At 36.1% G+C, this 18846-nt stretch carries 17 protein-coding genes; 16 read left to right on the top strand and 1 reads right to left on the bottom strand.

Annotated features, from left to right (window positions below; all coding sequences use genetic code 11):
• Together L1S34_RS12500 and ctlX are read left to right on the top strand one after the other, a co-directional pair.
• Nucleotides 1–915, top strand: coding sequence for a dimethylarginine dimethylaminohydrolase family protein (locus L1S34_RS12500; RefSeq protein WP_236364302.1), 915 nt, complete (start codon nucleotides 1–3; stop codon nucleotides 913–915).
• Between the two features lie 67 nt (nucleotides 916–982).
• A complete protein-coding gene (gene ctlX / locus L1S34_RS12495) occupies nucleotides 983–1918 on the top strand; it encodes a citrulline utilization hydrolase CtlX (protein WP_236364301.1) in 936 nt (311 codons plus the stop codon).
• Nucleotides 1919–1977: 59 nt separating this feature from the next.
• Here ctlX and L1S34_RS12490 read toward each other — a convergent pair whose 3' ends face one another.
• Nucleotides 1978–2607, bottom strand: a complete 630-nt coding sequence (locus L1S34_RS12490) for a MarC family NAAT transporter (protein WP_236364300.1) — start codon at nucleotides 2605–2607, stop codon at nucleotides 1978–1980.
• A 144-nt stretch (nucleotides 2608–2751) separates the two neighbouring features.
• Here L1S34_RS12490 and L1S34_RS12485 point away from each other — a divergent pair, with 144 nt between their 5' ends.
• The 14 genes from L1S34_RS12485 (at nucleotide 2752) to L1S34_RS12420 (ending at nucleotide 18844) form a co-directional block, all read left to right on the top strand.
• A complete protein-coding gene (locus tag L1S34_RS12485) occupies nucleotides 2752–3120 on the top strand; it encodes a CoA-binding protein (protein ID WP_236364299.1) in 369 nt (122 codons plus the stop codon).
• A 122-nt stretch (nucleotides 3121–3242) separates the two neighbouring features.
• On the top strand, nucleotides 3243–3863 hold the full coding sequence (gene recR, locus L1S34_RS12480; RefSeq protein ID WP_236364373.1) for a recombination mediator RecR: 621 nt from the start codon (nucleotides 3243–3245) through the stop codon (nucleotides 3861–3863).
• A gap of 74 nt (nucleotides 3864–3937) precedes the next feature.
• On the top strand, nucleotides 3938–4729 hold the full coding sequence (locus tag L1S34_RS12475; protein WP_236364298.1) for a polysaccharide biosynthesis/export family protein: 792 nt from the start codon (nucleotides 3938–3940) through the stop codon (nucleotides 4727–4729).
• A 15-nt stretch (nucleotides 4730–4744) separates the two neighbouring features.
• Nucleotides 4745–7207, top strand: coding sequence for a polysaccharide biosynthesis tyrosine autokinase (locus L1S34_RS12470; RefSeq protein ID WP_236364297.1), 2463 nt, complete (start codon nucleotides 4745–4747; stop codon nucleotides 7205–7207).
• 11 nt (nucleotides 7208–7218) lie between these two features.
• A complete protein-coding gene (locus tag L1S34_RS12465; RefSeq protein WP_236364296.1) occupies nucleotides 7219–8205 on the top strand; it encodes an SDR family oxidoreductase in 987 nt (328 codons plus the stop codon).
• Nucleotides 8206–8280: 75 nt separating this feature from the next.
• Nucleotides 8281–9672: a UDP-glucose 6-dehydrogenase gene (locus L1S34_RS12460; RefSeq protein ID WP_236364295.1), complete on the top strand. Its 1392-nt coding sequence runs from the start codon at nucleotides 8281–8283 to the stop codon at nucleotides 9670–9672.
• Nucleotides 9673–9725: 53 nt separating this feature from the next.
• Nucleotides 9726–10196 (top strand): UpxY family transcription antiterminator, encoded by a 471-nt coding sequence (locus tag L1S34_RS12455; protein ID WP_236364294.1) that lies wholly within the window; start codon nucleotides 9726–9728, stop codon nucleotides 10194–10196.
• A gap of 88 nt (nucleotides 10197–10284) precedes the next feature.
• Entirely contained in the window at nucleotides 10285–11331 is a 1047-nt protein-coding gene (rfbB, locus tag L1S34_RS12450; protein WP_236364293.1) for a dTDP-glucose 4,6-dehydratase, read from the top strand.
• 459 nt (nucleotides 11332–11790) lie between these two features.
• Nucleotides 11791–13074, top strand: coding sequence for a nucleotide sugar dehydrogenase (locus L1S34_RS12445; protein WP_236364292.1), 1284 nt, complete (start codon nucleotides 11791–11793; stop codon nucleotides 13072–13074).
• A gap of 50 nt (nucleotides 13075–13124) precedes the next feature.
• Nucleotides 13125–14132, top strand: coding sequence for a mannose-1-phosphate guanylyltransferase (locus L1S34_RS12440; protein WP_236364291.1), 1008 nt, complete (start codon nucleotides 13125–13127; stop codon nucleotides 14130–14132).
• Complete coding sequence (locus tag L1S34_RS12435; RefSeq protein ID WP_236364290.1) at nucleotides 14132–15082, top strand: GDP-L-fucose synthase family protein; 951 nt, start codon at nucleotides 14132–14134, stop codon at nucleotides 15080–15082. The genes L1S34_RS12440 and L1S34_RS12435 overlap by 1 nt, the downstream gene beginning before the upstream one ends.
• A gap of 51 nt (nucleotides 15083–15133) precedes the next feature.
• Nucleotides 15134–16267 carry a GDP-mannose 4,6-dehydratase gene (gmd, locus tag L1S34_RS12430; protein WP_236364289.1) on the top strand — a complete coding sequence of 378 codons (1134 nt, stop codon included), beginning with the start codon at nucleotides 15134–15136 and terminating at the stop codon, nucleotides 16265–16267.
• 73 nt (nucleotides 16268–16340) lie between these two features.
• Nucleotides 16341–17780 carry a lipopolysaccharide biosynthesis protein gene (locus L1S34_RS12425; RefSeq protein WP_236364288.1) on the top strand — a complete coding sequence of 480 codons (1440 nt, stop codon included), beginning with the start codon at nucleotides 16341–16343 and terminating at the stop codon, nucleotides 17778–17780.
• Nucleotides 17777–18844, top strand: a complete 1068-nt coding sequence (locus L1S34_RS12420; protein ID WP_236364287.1) for a DegT/DnrJ/EryC1/StrS family aminotransferase — start codon at nucleotides 17777–17779, stop codon at nucleotides 18842–18844. Before L1S34_RS12425 ends, L1S34_RS12420 begins: the two co-directional genes overlap by 4 nt.
• Nucleotides 18845–18846: the final 2 nt, after the last annotated feature.

The raw sequence follows: 18846 nt of genomic DNA, 5'->3' as shown, positions 1-18846 counted from the left end.
ATGTTAAAGTTAAATATCAAAACTGAAACTTCGCGGCTTCGAGCGGTAGTTTTAGGATCTGCAGTGAGTAACGGCCCAACTCCAAAAGCAGCTGAAGCTTATGATCCCAAATCATTAGAACATATTTTAGCTGGAACCTATCCTATCGAAGCAGATATGGTTCATGAAATGAATTCATTTGATACAGTTTTAAAGAAATATGATGTTCAAGTTTATAGGCCGGAATGCATTGAAAACTACAATCAAATTTTCACGAGAGACATCGGATTTGTAATTGACGATGTTTTTGTAAAGTCGAATATTCTACCCGATCGCGAACGCGAATTAGACGCTATAAATTATATCATTGACCAAATGGATCCGCTAAAAGTAGTGCGTCCTCCCGAAGAAGTGCACATCGAGGGTGGTGATGTAATGCTTTGGAATGATTACATTTTTATCGGGACCTATAAAGGAAGTGATTATGCAGATTATATTACTGCTCGCACCAATGGTTTAGGTGTTCAGTTTATTAAGGATTTGTTTCCTTATAAAAAAGTGAAAGATTTTGATTTAGTTAAATCAAAAATAGAAGCTAGAGATAATGCACTGCATCTGGATTGCTGCTTTCAACCTGTTGGGAAAGACAAAGGGATAATTTACAAAAATGGTTTTAGAGAAGAAGCAGACTATGTTTTTTTGGTTGATCTTTTTGGAAAGGAAAATCTTTTTCACATCACTAGAGACGAAATGTACCACATGAATTCAAATATTTTTTCAATTGATGAAAAAGTAGTGGTTTCTGAACGTAATTTTACACGATTAAACAATTGGCTGCGTTCACATGATTTTATCGTTGAGGAAATTCCTTATGCTGAAATTGCCAAACAAGAAGGACTATTACGTTGTTCAACTTTGCCTCTAATTAGAGAATAAATAATGGTTTCAATGTTCAATGTTTGTAAAAGAACATTTTGAACTGACGGACTTTAAAATAAGATATATGAAACAAACTACCAATTCAATAGTAATGATTCGTCCGGTGGCATTCCGAATGAACGAACAAACAGCTGTCAATAATTATTATCAAAAAGTAATCGATGGCTTGTTGCCAGCGACAGTTAATGCAAAAGCGCAACAAGAGTTTGATGCTTTTGTAGAAAAGTTACAAGCCGTAGGAATTGACGTTACTGTGGTCGAAGACACGCTGAGTCCTGATACACCAGATAGTATTTTTCCAAACAACTGGATTTCTTTCCATGAAAATGGTGATGTAGTTATGTATCCCATGTTTGCTGAAAATCGTCGTTTAGAACGCCGCGAAGATTTATTTGATGTGCTAGAAGATAAAGGATTCGTAATTCAAGAGGTCATGGATTACACATCAGCAGAAGAAGATGGCTTTTTCCTAGAAGGAACCGGAAGCATTGTATTAGATCGTACAAACGGAAAAGCATATTGTGCGCTTTCTCCGAGAGCTGATGAGGAATTGTTTATCGAGTTTTGCGAGGATTATGATTTTGCTCCTGTTATTTTTGAAGCCTATCAAACTGTTGGTGAAGAGCGTAAATTGATCTATCATACTAATGTTATGATGTGTATTGGTGAAACTTTTGCAGTCATTTGTGCTGATTGTATCGATGATAAGAAAGAGCGCAAAATGGTTTTAGACAATCTAAAAGAAAGTGGCAAAGATGTTATTTTGATTACAGAAGATCAAATGAATAATTTTGCAGGAAACATGTTAGAGTTACGTGGCACCGATGATAAACGTTTTGTTATCATGAGTGCTGCTGCGCACCAAGCCTTGAATGCAAAGCAAATTGCTAAATTAGAAAAACATGCAGAAATTTTGAGTTCTAGTTTAGATACTATCGAAGCTTGTGGCGGAGGAAGTGCCCGATGCATGATGGCAGAGGTTTTTTTGCCAAAAGCGTAAACAAATAAATACCAAAGAAATAAAGGGATTGGCTGTTAAAAAAGCGAATCCCTTTTTTATTACACTAAGTTGCTTTTTATGATATTAATAATCGCACTAACAATATATTGAATTCCGATGGCGATTACAATAAAGCCAATAATCCTCGAGATGGCCACAATACCAGATGCTCCAAGAAAATTTGCTAAGTAATGTGCGCTTCTAAGAATTATAAAAATGACCACCGCAATCGCTATAATTGCAAAGCAAGAGATGATAATTTCAATTGTAGAATTGTGCTCTTGGTAAAAGGCAATTAGTAAGGAGATAGACCCAGGACCTGCAAGCATTGGAATGGCAAGCGGAGTTAAAGCAATATCATTTCGTTTTTGAGCTTCATTTTCTACTTTTTTATTGATTCCTCGTTTTTTGGTGAATTTACCCGATAGTAACGAAAAGCCAGAACTAACAATGATAATTCCACCCGCAATTCGAAGTGCGTCAATGCTGATTCCAAAAAACAGTAAAACGTATTGACCAATAAAAAACGAGACAATTAGAATGATAAAAACGTTAATTGCAGTCCAAAGCGAAATTCTAGAACGCTCTTTTTTGGTATCGTTTTGTGTTAGTCCAACAAAAATTGGCACCGTTCCGATAGGGTTCAATACTGAAAATAGGGCAACAAATAAGTAGATGAATAGATCCATAATTTTGATTTTATAAAGTAAAAGTACTGTTTTTTTGTTTTTTAGTGTTAATGGAATGTTTTTAAATGCGTGGCAAACTTAAATTTAAAAGCAGACTGTCTACAGCCGCTTTTTGTGTACTTTTGTGGCTTATACCATTTGAAAATGACAAAAAATAAAAAAACATTAGTTCTAGGAGCGAGTACAAAACCAGATCGTTATGCTTTTAAAGCAGTAACAATGTTAACAGATAAAGGACATTCAGTATTAGCGGTAGGGCAAAATGCTGGCGAGGTTGCTGGGGTAAAGATTCAAACTAAGGCAATTCCTTTAAAAAATATTGATACGGTAAGTTTATATTTAAATTCCGCTCGTCAAAGAGACTATTACAATTATATAGTTGAGGCGAAACCAAAACGAGTTATTTTTAATCCTGGAACTGAAAATCCGGAATTTTATCAGTTGCTAGAGTTAAACGGAATAAAAGTAGAAGTAGCTTGTACCTTGGTGCTATTGGCTACAAATCAATTTTAATGATTCGAAGCTCTAGTTTTATTGTGTAAACTGTAAAGTATTTGCTTTTTGATTATCCGCGCTAAGCGGATGCTGGAACTGTGATGCACATTAAAAGCAAACAAATTGCTATCTTTGTGGCTATGGAATTCTCTTCAAAATTAATAGAAAAAGCAGTTAACGAAATTTCACAATTGCCCGGTATTGGTAAGCGAACGGCACTGCGATTGGCTTTGCATTTGCTAAAACAACCCAAAGATCAAACCGTTTTTTTATCGCAAGCATTATTGTCTATGCGTGCGGATATTCAATACTGTGAGAGTTGTCATAATATTTCAGATCAAGCGGTGTGTGAAATTTGTTCCAATAGTAATAGAAATCATCAACTCATTTGCGTAGTCGAAGACATACGTGATGTTATGGCTATTGAAAATACAGGACAATTTAGAGGTATTTATCACGTTTTAGGAGGTAAAATATCTCCAATTGATGGGGTGGGGCCTAGTCAGTTGAATATTACTTCGCTTGTAAATAAAGTAAAAGAAGGTTTGGTTAGCGAGATTATCTTTGCCTTGAGTTCTACGATGGAGGGTGATACCACTAATTTTTTTATTTACAAACAAATTGCCGACTGTGATATCATTGTTTCAACAATTGCAAGAGGGATATCTGTAGGTGACGAATTAGAGTATGCTGATGAAGTTACCTTAGGGCGAAGCATATTGCATAGAGTTCCATTTGAAAAATCCTTAAAAAATAATTAGATCTTTAAATACCAAAACAGACTTTTTATATCTTAAATGAAAAGCTATATTTGTGTTAAAAAAAATAAAATATAATGAGCAAATCTGCACTCTACTTGTTTTTTGTTGTAAGTATCATGCTTACTTCGTGCATCTCAACCCAAGATTTAATTTACTTACAGCAAAAAGATAAAACAACCCCTACATCACAAATTACTGCCGTGGAGGGCAAACCTTATCGCTTGCAAGTAAATGATGTTATTCGGTTAAGCATAAAAACAATCGATCCTAAATTAGCTACAATATTTAGTACTACAGCTGATGGATCAGCGGCAAGTCAATCCGAGGCTGGATTGTATTTTGATGGTTTTACCGTAGATGATCATGGCAATATTCGTATTCCTGTTTTGGGTGAGATGAATGTAATTGGCTATACGCTCGAGGAAATTAGAGTTCGCATCGAGAAACAATTGCTAGCAGAATATTTTAATAAAGAAGCCAATTTATTTGTTTCAGTGAAGTTGGCTGGACTCCGTTTTACCATTAATGGCGAAATTGGTGGTCCTGGAACAAAAACTATTTTTCAGGAGCAGGTTAATATCATGGAGGCTATCGCCAATGCAGGTGATATTACCATAACAGGTGACAGGAAAGCGGTAACGGTTATTCGTAAAACGCCTACAGGTGTTCAAATAGGCGATATAGATCTTACGAATATCAATGTCATGAATTCGCCTTATTATTACTTACAACCCAATGATTATATTTATATCAAGCCGTTGAAACAAAAAACTTGGGGAACCGGGAAAACAGGTATTGAGTCGTTAGGAACTATAATTACCCTACTCTCATTGGCTACCACTACTTTCTTATTACTTAAAAATTAATATCACAACAACAGCATGCTAGATATAAAGGATTTTGCGATTTTTGAAAATCAAGTTAGTTTTGATTTCAAAGGTTTTCTAATAAAAATTGGAAGTTATTGGAAGTGGTTTTTAATCAGTTTGCTAATTACTTTTACAGTGGCCTATCAAGTAAATATTCGAAAAGAAAAAATTTACGGGATGGAAACCATGATTTCAATTAAAGAAGAAAATAATCCTTTATTCACCTCCAATACTAGTTTAACTTTCAATTGGGGAGGCACATCAGATCAAGTTCAAACTATTGCTACGACTTTACAGTCTCGATCTCATAATGAACTTGTAGTTGATAAATTGCAATTTTACATAAGTTACTTAACGCAAGGTGAATATAATTTAATAGATGCTTACGGTGCAACGCCTTTTTATGTAAATATTGATAAGTCAAAAGGTCAATTGGCTGGACCCAATATTGCTATCAAATTTATTTCTGAAAGCGTTTACGAAATTCGTATTCCTTTTGAAGGTACTAACGCTTCAATGATTACTTATGCAAATAACACTTACAGCAGCACGGCCGTGCAAGCAGGAGAATTTGTTAAGAGATATAAAGTAGGCCAACAAGTTAATTTGCCATTTTTAAATTGGAAATTAGAGATCAAAGAAAACCCTGGTCTGTATGTAGGCAATGAATATTTTGTGCGATTTAATGATTTTGACGGAACCGTTTCTGGTTACAAAGGAATCAATGTACAGTCTAACGAGAGAAGTAGTTCTATCATTACATTGAGTATGCAAGGAACTAATAAGGCTCGAATGGTAGAGTATCTCAATGCTACTGTCAAAATGTTAATTAGTAGACAGCTTGACGATAAAAATCGTTTTGCTACCAATACCATCGCTTTTATTGATAGTACTTTAATAGCAATGGAAGCACAGCTTAAAGAAACTGGAAATGAACTCAAATCGTTCCGAAAAGGTAAAAACATGTTTGATGTGGAAGATGGCGGTGCCAAGTTTTCGGAAAAAATTTCAGAGTTTGATCTGAAAAGAGATGAAGTAAACCGAAAGCTAGCGTATTACAACTCTTTAAAATCGTATCTAAAAAGTAGTGTAAATTACGCCAAACTTCCAGCGCCTTCAGTAGCAGGTATTGATGATCCCAACATTGTGGCAAATGTCTCTCGATTAATTGCATTATCTACCCAACGCTCAGAAATGGCATATGCTGTTAAAAGCGAAAAGATTTTTCAGGATTTTGACAATCAAATGAAGGCCATAAAAAATGTTTTGCTAGAAAATATTGCTACAGCAAAATCAGCGCTGCAATATGATTTATCTATTGTTAATAGCCAAATAAGTGAGACAGAAAGTACAATAAAAGCACTTCCTGAAGATCAGCAAGAACTCATAAAAATCAAAAGAAAATATGACTTAAGTGATAATATTTACAATACTTTTTTACAAAAAAGAAGTGAAGCTGATATCGTTAAAGCAGCTAATTTATCTGATGTGCATTTTATTGATCCCGCTAAGGATATAGGTGGAGGATTAATTGGTCCTAAAACTTCGGTGAATTATGTTCTAGCACTCTTTTTAGGATTATTGATTCCGTTGATATTTGTATTCATTATTTTCTTTATCAACAATTCGGTTCAAAACAGTGAAGATATTAGTAAGTTGACCAAAATTCCATTAATAGGAATCATTGGTGTTAACAGAGATATAAGCAATTTAGCGGTATTTGATAGACCTAAATCAGCTTTGTCCGAGTCGTTTAGAGCTATCCGTTCTTCTTTGCAGTTTTTATACAAGCAACAAAATCTTAATGGAGCCAAAACCTTGATGATTACCTCTTCAGTCAGTGGAGAAGGAAAAACGTTTTGTTCGATAAATATTGCTACTGTATTTGCGCTAAGCGAGAAAAAAACGGTTGTTATTGGTTTGGATTTACGAAAGCCAAAACTGGCAGGTGAATTTAATTTAACTAACGAAGTAGGTGTAGTAAACTACTTAATTGGTCAAAAAACCATTCCTGAAATAATTAATAAAACACATATTCCCTACCTTGATGTGATTTTGTCAGGTCCAGTACCACCTAACCCAAGTGAGATGATCATGAGTCAGGGAATGAAAGATTTAATTGAATCATTAAAAAAAGAGTACGACTATATTGTGCTGGATACGCCTCCTGTTGGATTGGTTTCGGATGCTTTAGAGTTGGCACAATTTTGTGATGTTACTTTATATATCGTTCGTCAAAATTATACCAAAAAAGAAATGATCTCATTGTTGAATAACCGAGTAAAACGTGGTGAGTTGACAAATGCTAGTATCGTTTTAAACGGGCTCGAAAACAAAGCAAAATATGGTACGGGTTATGGTTATGGCTACGGTTACGGCTATGGCAATTATGGAAATGGATATTATGAAGAGGAGAAAAAGAAAAGTGTTTACCAAAAGGTAGCTCAAAGAATATTGAAAAAAGGCAAAAAATAAATCCGCTAATTATGAATCAGCAACAACAAGGAAGCATACTGATCACTGGCGGTGCAGGATTTATAGGATCCAACCTTTGTGAGTATTTTTTGCGCAAGGATTACAAGGTGGTTTGTTTAGATAATTTTGCAACAGGACACAGGCATAATTTAGTAGCCTGCTTAGATAATCCTAATTTCACTTTATTAGAAGGAGATATTCGAAACCCTGCTGATTGCAATGCTGCAGTTCAAGGAGTAAATTATGTATTGCATCAAGCAGCTTTGGGATCGGTACCAAGATCAATTAACGATCCTGTGACAACCAATGAGGTAAATGTTAGTGGCTTTTTAAACATGCTGGTTGCCGCGCGTGATGCAAATGTAAAACGTTTTGTTTATGCAGCTAGTTCTTCTACTTACGGAGATTCGACTGCTTTGCCAAAAGTTGAGGAAGCGATTGGACAGCCTTTATCGCCTTATGCAATTACAAAATATGTGAATGAATTGTATGCCACTATTTTTAGTCGTACTTATGGTTTAGAAACTATCGGATTACGATATTTTAATGTTTTTGGACGAAAACAAGATCCTAATGGTGCTTATGCGGCCGTTATTCCAAAATTCGTGCAGCAGTTAATCCGACACGAGAGTCCCATAATTAACGGTGACGGAACATATTCTCGGGATTTTACCTATATCGATAATGTAATCCAAATGAATGAACTGGCTATGCTTAGCCAAAATCCTCAAGCTATCAACACGGTTTATAATACTGCTTTTGGTGATCGCAATACGTTAAATGATTTGGTAGAATATTTAAAAAGATATTTAAGTACTTATGATCCCGAAATAGCCAATGTACAAATACAGTACGGTCCTGAAAGATTGGGTGATATTCCACATTCATTAGCAAGTATTGATAAAGCGAAAGAGTTCCTTGGTTATAAACCTCAATTTAATTTAGAAAAAGGCTTAAAAGAAGCAGTGGATTGGTATTGGAAAAATCTACAAAAATAAAATAGTTATTCAAGTAATCCCTTCAAAAGAAAGATTCGAGTAAATGAGGGATTTAAATGTCACAAAACAAAGAAAATGAAAGTTACAAAAATATGTTGTATTGGAGCTGGATATGTAGGAGGGCCTACTATGGCAGTTATAGCCCAAAAATGTCCCCACATTCAGGTTACGGTTGTTGATTTAAATCAGGAGCGCATTGCTGCCTGGAATGATCCCGATACTAAAAACATACCAATTTATGAGCCTGGATTAGATGCAATTGTTGCCGAGGCAAGAGGTAGAAATTTATTTTTTTCTACTGATGTGGATAAAGCTATCGAAGAGGCGCAACTGATTTTTATTTCTGTTAATACGCCAACCAAAACCTACGGAAAAGGCAAAGGTATGGCAGCTGATTTAAAATATATTGAGCTTTGCGCCAGGCAAATAGCAAGGGTGGCAAAGGATAATAAAATAGTGGTTGAAAAATCAACACTGCCAGTTCGCACTGCAGAAGCTATTAAGAGCATTTTAGACCACACAGGAAATGGTGTTCAATTTCAAATTTTATCTAATCCTGAGTTTTTGGCAGAGGGCACAGCAGTTCAAGATTTATTACAACCAGATCGTATTTTGATTGGTGGCGACACCACTTCTGAGGGGCAAAAAGCTATTGATGCGCTAGTAGAAGTATATGCAAATTGGGTTCCTAAGGAGCAAATTCTAACTACAAATGTGTGGTCATCAGAACTCTCAAAACTGACTGCGAATGCTTTTTTAGCACAACGTATTTCTTCTGTTAATGCCATGTCTGAACTCTGCGAAAAAACAGGTGCTTCTATTAATGAAGTAGCAAAAGCTATAGGTATGGACAGTCGAATTGGTCCGAAATTCTTGAAAGCTTCAGTTGGTTTTGGAGGATCTTGTTTTCAAAAAGACATTCTTAATTTGGTATACATTGCCAAGTCGTATGGTTTACACGAAGTGGCAGACTATTGGGAGCAAGTGATTATCATGAACGATCATCAAAAAAGACGTTTTTCAAGCCGAATTGTTCAAACCTTGTATAATACGGTTTCAGATAAAAAAATTGCATTTCTAGGTTGGGCTTTCAAAAAAGATACAAATGATACGAGAGAATCAGCTGCAATTTACGTGGCAGACGATTTAATTAATGAGCATGCGCAAATCGCGGTTTTTGATCCAAAAGTATCCGCTAAAAAGGTTTTAAACGATTTGAATTATTTAGAAACTAGAACTGCAGATCAAAATGCAGCTTATGTGCGTTCATTTGAAAATCCTTATGAAGCTTGTAAAGATGCACATGCTATTGCAGTTTTAACCGAGTGGGATGAGTTCATTCACTACGATTGGCAACAAATTTATGATAACATGCAAAAACCGGCTTTTATCTTTGATGGTAGAAATTTACTAGACGAAGAGCAATTGCGTACTATTGGGTTTGTGTATCAATCGATTGGTTCATAAGTAAAAAGCTAACTAGGCGCAAAAAGCTTCATTAGCATAAATTATATTTACACATGAATTGGTACGTTGTTTATACAAAACCGAAAGGAGAAAAGAAAGTATCTTTGCAATTGCAAAATAGAGGTATAAATTGCTATTGTCCGGTTGTTGTTCAGAGTAGGCAATGGTCTGATCGAAAAAAGAAGGTAGAAATTCCTCTTTTTAATTCGTACGTTTTCGTTCAATTGTCAGAAGAAAATCGTCACTTAGTGTTTGATGTGCCTGGCGTGGTAAGATATTTATTTTGGTTGGGCAAGCCAGCGATTGTTCGAAATGAAGAAATAGAAACGATCCAAAATTGGTTACAAGTTGCAAAAGACAATACAGTAACGCTGACACAGCATCAAATTGGAGATTGTATTCAAGTGCCAACAGGGCCATTTACAGCGCAAAGCGCTTTGGTTCAAGACATTAAAAACACACACTATGTTTTAGTGCTCGAAGGTATGGGGTGTGTTTTAAAAATGAAAATTCACAATCAATAATGCTCTAGCGTCAGAAGGAGTTTTAGCAAAAATCAAGTTAAATGTGGTCCTTAAAAAGTCCTATTCAAAACATAAGAATTAAGAAGAAATGAAGAAAATTTTAATAACAGGAGGAGCTGGTTTTATTGGGTCGCATGTGGTGCGCTTGTTCGTTAACCAATATCCTCAATATGATATTTATAATTTAGATGCTTTGACCTATGCCGGAAATTTAGAAAATTTGTCTGATATTGAAAAAGCACCAAATTACAATTTTGTAAAAGGTGATATTGCCGATGAAACTTTTGTAAACTCTTTGTTCGAGGAACATCAATTTGATGGAGTGATACATCTAGCTGCTGAATCGCATGTAGATCGTTCTATTACAGATCCGCTTTCTTTTGTAAAAACGAATGTCTTTGGTACTGTTCACTTATTAAACGCTGCTCGTAAGCAATGGGCGAATAACCAAGAGGGCAAGCGTTTTTACCACATTAGTACCGATGAGGTTTACGGATCATTAGGAGCACAAGGATTGTTTACTGAAAGTACAGCGTACGATCCAAACTCACCTTATAGTGCCAGTAAAGCAAGTTCAGACCATTTTGTTCGTGCCTATGGCGAAACCTATCAATTGCCTTATGTGTTAACCAATTGTTCTAATAACTACGGCCCGAATCATTTTCCTGAAAAGTTGATTCCGTTGTTTATTAATAACATCATTAATAACAAACCTTTACCTGTTTATGGTGATGGTAATTATACCCGTGATTGGTTATTTGTGGTGGATCACGCCCGAGCAATTGATCTTGTTTTTCACCAAGGTAAAAATCACGAAACATACAATATAGGTGGTTTTAATGAGTGGAAAAATATTGATTTAGTACGCTTGTTGTGTACCATTATGGATCGAAAATTAGGCAGAGTAGAAGGTACTTCTGAAGGCTTGATTACTTATGTAAAAGACAGACCAGGACATGATTTACGCTATGCAATTGATGCTTCCAAAATTAATAAAGAATTAGGATGGGAGCCGTCAGTGACTTTTGAACAAGGTTTAGAGCAAACGGTAAATTGGTACTTAGAAAATGAACAATGGTTGCAAAGTGTCACTTCGGGTGATTATGCTTCTTATTACGAAAAACAATACAAATAGATAAGTAGTTATTTTTAAATTGTATACTAGGGTTGGTTTTTTTAAGGTTAATAAACTTTAAAAAATCAACCCTTTTTAGTTTTTGTTGAAGAAGTATATGAGTTGTCTTTTTTTAAAAGTGAAGTCTTTTTTTTTAGCATCAAATATGAAGAAGTCTATCTTTAAATGGGCTATTCTAGCTATATTTGCTCTCTGAAACAAGCAATTCTTATTCCTTTTAATGGGAGTAAGGATTGCGGAGCGGTGCTTTTTTGTGAGCTAAATGTGGTCTAAGTAGGAGTAATTGTATTGAAAAACAGCGTGTTTGATTCTTTTTTCAGAAGCAATCAATTTGTTTTTTTAGTAGCAACAACTAACTTAAGAAATATCTCATAGATAATGAAGCCGCTGTTTTAGGTAGAAAATAGCAACACATTTCAACAAAAGTATTTTTCTTTTTTATAAATACATTTTAATAACATGAGTTTACCAATAAAAATTGCAGTAATCGGATTGGGTTACGTAGGCTTACCGCTCGCCAGACTATTTGCTACAAAATACAGTGTGGTAGGTTTCGATATTAATCAGAGTCGAGTAGGTGCTTTGCAATCTGGTATAGATACTACTTTAGAAGTTTCGAACAGTGCGCTTCAAGAAGTATTGTTGACAAATGCGTCAGATCAAGTGGGATTGTATTGTACCACAGATGATTCCTTTTTGGAAGCTTGTAATTATTATGTGATTACTGTACCAACACCAGTAGATAAAAATAACAGACCCGATTTACGACCTTTATACGCCTCGAGCGCAACGGTTGGTAAAATGCTCAAAAAAGGAGATATTGTAGTATATGAATCTACAGTTTTTCCGGGAGCTACTGAGGAGGAGTGTGTACCAGTTTTAGAAAAACATTCAGGATTGAAATTTAATGTCGATTTTTTTGTGGGGTATTCACCTGAACGCATTAATCCCGGAGACAAAGAGCATACAGTTGATAAGATCCTTAAAATTACTTCGGGATCCACGCCAGAAATTGGTCTCAAGGTAGATGCTTTGTACAAAAGTGTCATTACCGCAGGAACGCATTTGGCTCCAACCATTAAAGTAGCCGAAGCGGCCAAAGTGATAGAAAACTCTCAACGAGACATCAATATTGCTTTTGTAAATGAGTTGGCTAAAATTTTTAATTTAATGCAAATTGATACGCAGGCCGTGTTAGAGGCAGCGGGAACAAAGTGGAATTTTTTACCCTTTAAACCTGGCTTAGTCGGAGGTCACTGTATTGGTGTTGATCCGTATTACTTAGCTCAAAGAGCACAAGAATTTGGTTACCATCCTGAAATTATTTTGGCTGGTCGTAGACTTAACGATAGTATGGGCGATTACGTAGCCTCACAAATTGTTAAATTGATGATTAAGAAAGAAATAACAGTTCATGGCTCCCAATTATTGCTATTAGGTATTACCTTTAAAGAAAACTGTCCCGATGTACGCAATACTAAAATTGTAGATGTTGTCAAGGCTCTTGCTGATTATGGCATTGCAATCACCATTTATGATCCGCTTGCAGATCCAATCGAAGTGCAACACGAATACAAGCTATCAACAACTAGAACACTGCCTGAAAATAAATTTGATGCCGTTGTTTTGGGAGTAGCACATCGCGAATTTATTCCTATTGAGTATGCACAGCTGCAAAAAGAAAACAGCGTGTTGTATGATGTGAAAGGTGTTTTAGGCACTGCAGCTGACGGAAAATTATAAAACAATTCGTTTTTGTTAAAAGCGATTATACAAATAATAGTTACATAACTATGGAAAATAAATCAACTGTCACACATGTGATTTTAACTGGAGGAGTAGGAAGCAGGTTATGGCCTTTATCCCGAAAAAGCCAGCCCAAACAATATTTAGAGTTATTTGAAGGCAAGTCGTTATTCGAAATGACGGTCGAGCGCAACCGCAATTTGGCAAATCAAATTATGGTGGTTGGTAATATAGATAACTGCCATCTAAGTAAAAATGTTTTAGATAAAGTAGGAACTTCTTATATTGATATTGTAGAGGCTACACCACGAAATACTGCGGCAGCAATTGCTTTTGCTGCTTTTGCATCAGATCCTGAGGCTATTTTAATTGTGACACCTTCGGATCATATTATAGCAAACTCTGAAGCGTATGAAGCTGCCATTACTGAAGCAGTTGAAAAAGCTTCTAATGGACACATTGTAACCTTCGGAATATTACCTACCAAGCCAGAAACGGGTTATGGTTACATTGAGCGCAAAGGAGATACAGTACTTTCCTTTCGAGAAAAACCGAATCAAGTGACGGCACGCGAGTTTATTGCACGTGGTAATTTTCTCTGGAACAGCGGTATGTTTTGTTTTAAAGCGAGTGTTTTTTTAGCAGAATTACAGGCGTTCACTCCTGAGGTTTACGAAAAATCAAAAATAGCGTGGGAGGCCAACAAATCTGGACAACTTGACTTAGAACTTTCTTTGGAGATTCCTTCTATCAGTATCGATTATGCGGTGATGGAACGAAGTAAAAAAATCAAAGTGGTAACATCTGAGTTTTTATGGTCTGATTTAGGTTCGTTTGAATCGGTTTATGACTATTTGCACAGTAATGGTCATCCTGTAGATGCTAATGGGAATATGGTTATTGGAACTACTAATTTTACCGCTTTTGTAGGTTTAAAAAACACTATTTTTGTACATACTGATTCGGCTAATTTAATCCTTCAAAAGGACTGTTCGCAGGATGTGAAAAATATTTATAACGCGTTGGAACGAGAAAACCCAGCACTTTTGCAGTAATGGAAAAAAAGAGCAAAATTTATATTGCTGGTCACAAAGGAATGGTTGGGAGTGCCATTTGGCGCGCTTTAACTGCTGAAGGCTATACCAATTTAATAGGCGCTGCAAGTGCTGATTTAGATTTGCGCGATCAAATTGCAGTTCAAACATTTTTTTCGAAAGAACAGCCCGAAATCGTAATTGATGCAGCGGCTCGCGTAGGTGGAATTTTAGCCAATATGACTGCGCCTTATGAGTTTCTAATGCAGAATCTTCAAATTCAGAATAATTTAATTGACACTGCCTTGCGTACTAATGTGAGTCAGTTTGTTTTTTTAGGGAGTTCATGTATCTATCCAAAAATGGCGGCACAACCCTTGAAAGAAGAGTACTTACTTACCGATTCTCTAGAGCCTACTAACGAATGGTATGCGATTGCAAAAATAGCAGGAGTAAAAGCTTGTGAAGCAATTCAAAAACAATACAGTAAAGCTTTTTTTAGTTTGATGCCAACAAATTTGTATGGAAGTTATGATAATTTTGATTTGAATAGCTCGCATGTATTACCCGCGATGATCCGTAAATTTCATGAAGCCAAAATCAATAACAGTCCATCGGTTGGATTGTGGGGAAGTGGTGCGCCTTTGCGTGAATTTTTATATGTAGACGATTTGGCTGCAGCTGTTGTTTTTGCGTTAGAACACGACATGACCGAATCATTTTATAATGTAGGGACTGGTACGGATCTTTCTATTAAAGATTTGGCTGAGACCATTAAAAGAATTGTAGGTTATACGGGAACTATAACCTGGGATGCTAGCAAACCAGACGGTACGCCGAGAAAATTGATGGACGTATCGAAAATGAATGAAATGGGATGGAAAGCGCAAGTTGACCTCGACTCAGGTATTCAAAAAACATACGAATGGTATCTTAACAATCAGGAAACCGTTCAACAAAGAAGTAATTAGAAACCTTTAAGAAAGGGTAGACACAATAAAATGTGCTAAAAAATAGCAATAATGAAAGTAGCATTAGTAACAGGTATTACAGGTCAAGATGGCGCATATCTAGCCGAACTTTTATTAGATAAGGGATACATGGTTCACGGTATCAAGCGCAGAGCTTCGTCGTTTAACACTACGCGAATCGATCATTTGTATCAAGATCCACACGAAAAAAACCAGCGCTTTAAATTGCATTATGGTGATTTGACTGATTCGATGAATCTTACACGAATCATTCAAGAAACGCAACCTGATGAGATTTATAATTTGGGTGCCATGAGTCATGTAAAAGTGAGTTTTGACATCCCAGAATATACTGCTAATGCGGATGGAATAGGAACTTTGCGAATTTTAGAAGCGGTGCGATTATTAGGTTTAGAGAAAAAAACTCGAATTTATCAAGCCAGTACTTCTGAATTGTACGGATTGGTACAAGCGGTACCACAATCTGAAACGACACCTTTTTACCCACGTTCGCCCTATGCGGTTGCTAAAATATATGCCTATTGGATTACTGTAAATTACAGAGAGGCTTACGGAATGTTTGCTTGCAATGGTATTTTATTCAATCACGAATCACCTTTGCGCGGGGAGACTTTCGTTACCCGTAAAATTACACGCGCCGTGGCACAAATTGCTTTAGGTCAGCAAGACATTTTATACATGGGTAATTTAGAAGCACAGCGCGATTGGGGTCATGCCAAAGATTATGTAGAGGCCATGTGGCGCATTTTGCAACAAGAAAAACCAGAAGATTTTGTGATCGCTACCGGAATTACAACCAAGGTGCGTGACTTTGTACAAATGGCTTTTGCTGAGGTAGGTTATCACTTGCGTTTTGAAGGCGAAGGAGTTGATGAGATTGGGGTTGTAGCTGCCATTGATGCCGAACGTTTGCAAGCAATTCAAACAAAAAACCAAAATAAAGTAGCAAAAGGAACAGTCGTGGTGCGTGTAGATCCCACTTATTTTAGACCTACCGAGGTTGATTTACTTTTGGGCGATCCCACAAAAGCACAACAACAATTAGGTTGGAAACCTAAATATACCCTTGCCAGTTTGGTTCAAGAAATGGTGGCTGCTGATGTACTTTTGTTTCAACAAGAGTTGCAGCTGAACGTTAGTCGTGTTGACACAGCCTTCGATTAATCCTGACTATTTACTAATAATTGAAAAAAACATTTTAGTTGTTTTCGAATTACATAAAATAATAATAATTTAAATGTCCTTAAAAAAACAAGCGTTATCTGGCGTATTTTGGAGTTCGTTGCAGTTGTTTGGCACGCAAGGAATTGGTCTTGTGGTTTCGATTATTTTGGCTCGTTTATTACTTCCTGCTGAATTCGGTTTAATAGCAATGCTAGGTATTTTTATGGGCTTAGCTGCTACACTAATTAATAGTGGTCTAACGAGTTCTTTAATTCGTTCTGAAAATTTAGATGAAGAAGATTATTCGACAGTGTTCTATTTTAATTTGGTCGTAAGTGGTTTGTTATATGTTCTTTTTATACTGGTAGCTCCTTTTATCGCTGATTTTTACAACCAACCCGTACTTACGGCTGTGGTTCGTGTGTACAGCGTAACGTTTGTTATCAATGCCTTTTCAGCCATACAAATTACTCGGTTGAATAAAAACATGGACTTTAAAACCCAACTAAAAGTTTCAATACCTTCACTAATATTGGGTTGTTCAATTGGTATTGCAATGGCTTATTACGGTTACGGAGTTTGGAGTTTGGTCTGGAGCGCAATTATTCAGGCGTTAGCCTCCACAGTGCAATTATGGTATTTTGCAAAATGGAAACCATTATGGGTTTTTAACAAAGAAAAATTTCACTATCATTTTCACTACGGAATCAAGTTAATGTTTTCGGGTATTTTAGACATCCTTTTTGTCAATGCGTATACCATTATTATTGGAAAATTTTTTGCACCAGCACAGGTTGGTTTTTACAATCGTGCCGAGAGTTTACAAATGTTTCCAGTAAGTGCCATTAATTCAATTATTGGCAAAGTAACTTTTCCGTTGTTTGCTACGATTCAAAATGATGATGTTCGTTTAAAAATGGTTTACAAAAAAATCATGCAAATGGTTTTGTTTTTAGTAACACCAACATTAGTTTTAATGGCGGTTTTGGCCGATCCTCTTTTTCGATTTTTACTTACTGAAAAGTGGTTGCCGGCCGTTCCGTATTTTCAAATTCTCTGTTTTAATGGCATTTTATACCCAATACATTCCTATAATCTTCAAATATTGAACGTTAAAGGCCGAAGCGATTTGTTTTTAAAATTAGAAATTGTCAAGAAAATTTTAACTGTAGTTATTATATTAATTTCGTTTCAGTTTGGCATTTATGGTTTACTTTACGGCAGTGTTGTGGGCTCGGTATTGTGTTTCTTTATCAATACCCATTACAGCGGCCGTTTTTTAAAGTATAGCGCTTGGGAGCAAACCAAAGATATTTTACCTATTATTGCAGTAAGTGTTTTAGCCGGAGCCGTTACGCTTGCAGCAGATTTGTTCCTAAATAATTATTATTTTATCGATTTTTTTAGACTAGTTTTTGGTAGTATTTTAGGAGTCTTGGTTTTTACAGCCGCAGCTTTTTTGTTTAAGCTCGGTTCATTATTTGAATTAATTACAATTGCAAAAAGAAAATGATAAACGTTACAAAAACATTTTTTCCGCCTTTAGAAGATTACAACAAGCAACTAGAACGTGTGTGGAAAAATCAGTGGTTGACTAATCGAGGCGAACTGCTGCAGGAGCTAGAGACAAAACTAAAAGCAAAACTAGACGTGTCGAATATCATTATCATGAATAATGGTACTATTCCCATTCAAATTGCATTACAAGTCCTAGGGCAACAAGGCGAAATTATTACCACCCCGTTTAGTTATGTAGCCACTACATCAGCAATCCTTTGGGAACATTGTACGCCAGTTTTTGTAGACATTCATCCGGAGTATTTAACAATTGACGAAACCAAAATTGAGGCCGCAATTACAGCAAAAACGACTGCTATTTTAGCGACACACGTTTTTGGAAATCCTTGCGCAATTGAGGCAATTGAAGTAATTGCAGCCAAACACAACCTAAAAGTTATTTACGATGCTGCCCATGCCTTTGGGGTAACCTACAATGGGCAATCTATTTTTGAGTACGGTGATGTAAGTACCTGTAGTTTTCACGCGACTAAGTTGTTTCATACCGGTGAGGGTGGCGCAGTGTTTTGTAAAGATGCTGACTTGAATCACAAACTTTTTTACAGTCATAATTTTGGTCACAATGGTCCTTTAGAATTTTTCGGACTAGGAATAAACGGTAAAATATCTGAATTGCAAGCGGCCATGGGATTGAGCGTTTTGCCGTACATGGAGCGTATTGTTGCCAGCAGAAAACAAGTAGTAGAATGGTATGCAGCGCAACTTGATTTCACCAAACTAACTCCATTAAAAATTAGAAATAATACCGAGTGGAATTACAGTTACTATCCAGTTATTTTTGAGAGCGAAGCACGTTTGCTCGAAGTTCAAAAAGCATTGAATGACAAACAAATTTTTCCGAGAAGGTATTTTTATCCTTCTTTAAACACAATACCGTACGTGAACGGTGAACCAATGCCAGTATCTGAAAGTATTGCTTCACGCGTTCTATGTTTACCCCTGTACGAAGGATTGGAAGAAGAAGATGTCGTGAAAATAATAACCACAATCAACAATTAGAA

Source organism: Flavobacterium sp. K77, assembly GCF_021608205.1.
Classification (GTDB): domain Bacteria; phylum Bacteroidota; class Bacteroidia; order Flavobacteriales; family Flavobacteriaceae; genus Flavobacterium; species Flavobacterium turcicum.
Note: the sequence above shows the minus strand (reverse complement) of the source record. Positions and strands in the feature narration are given on the sequence as shown.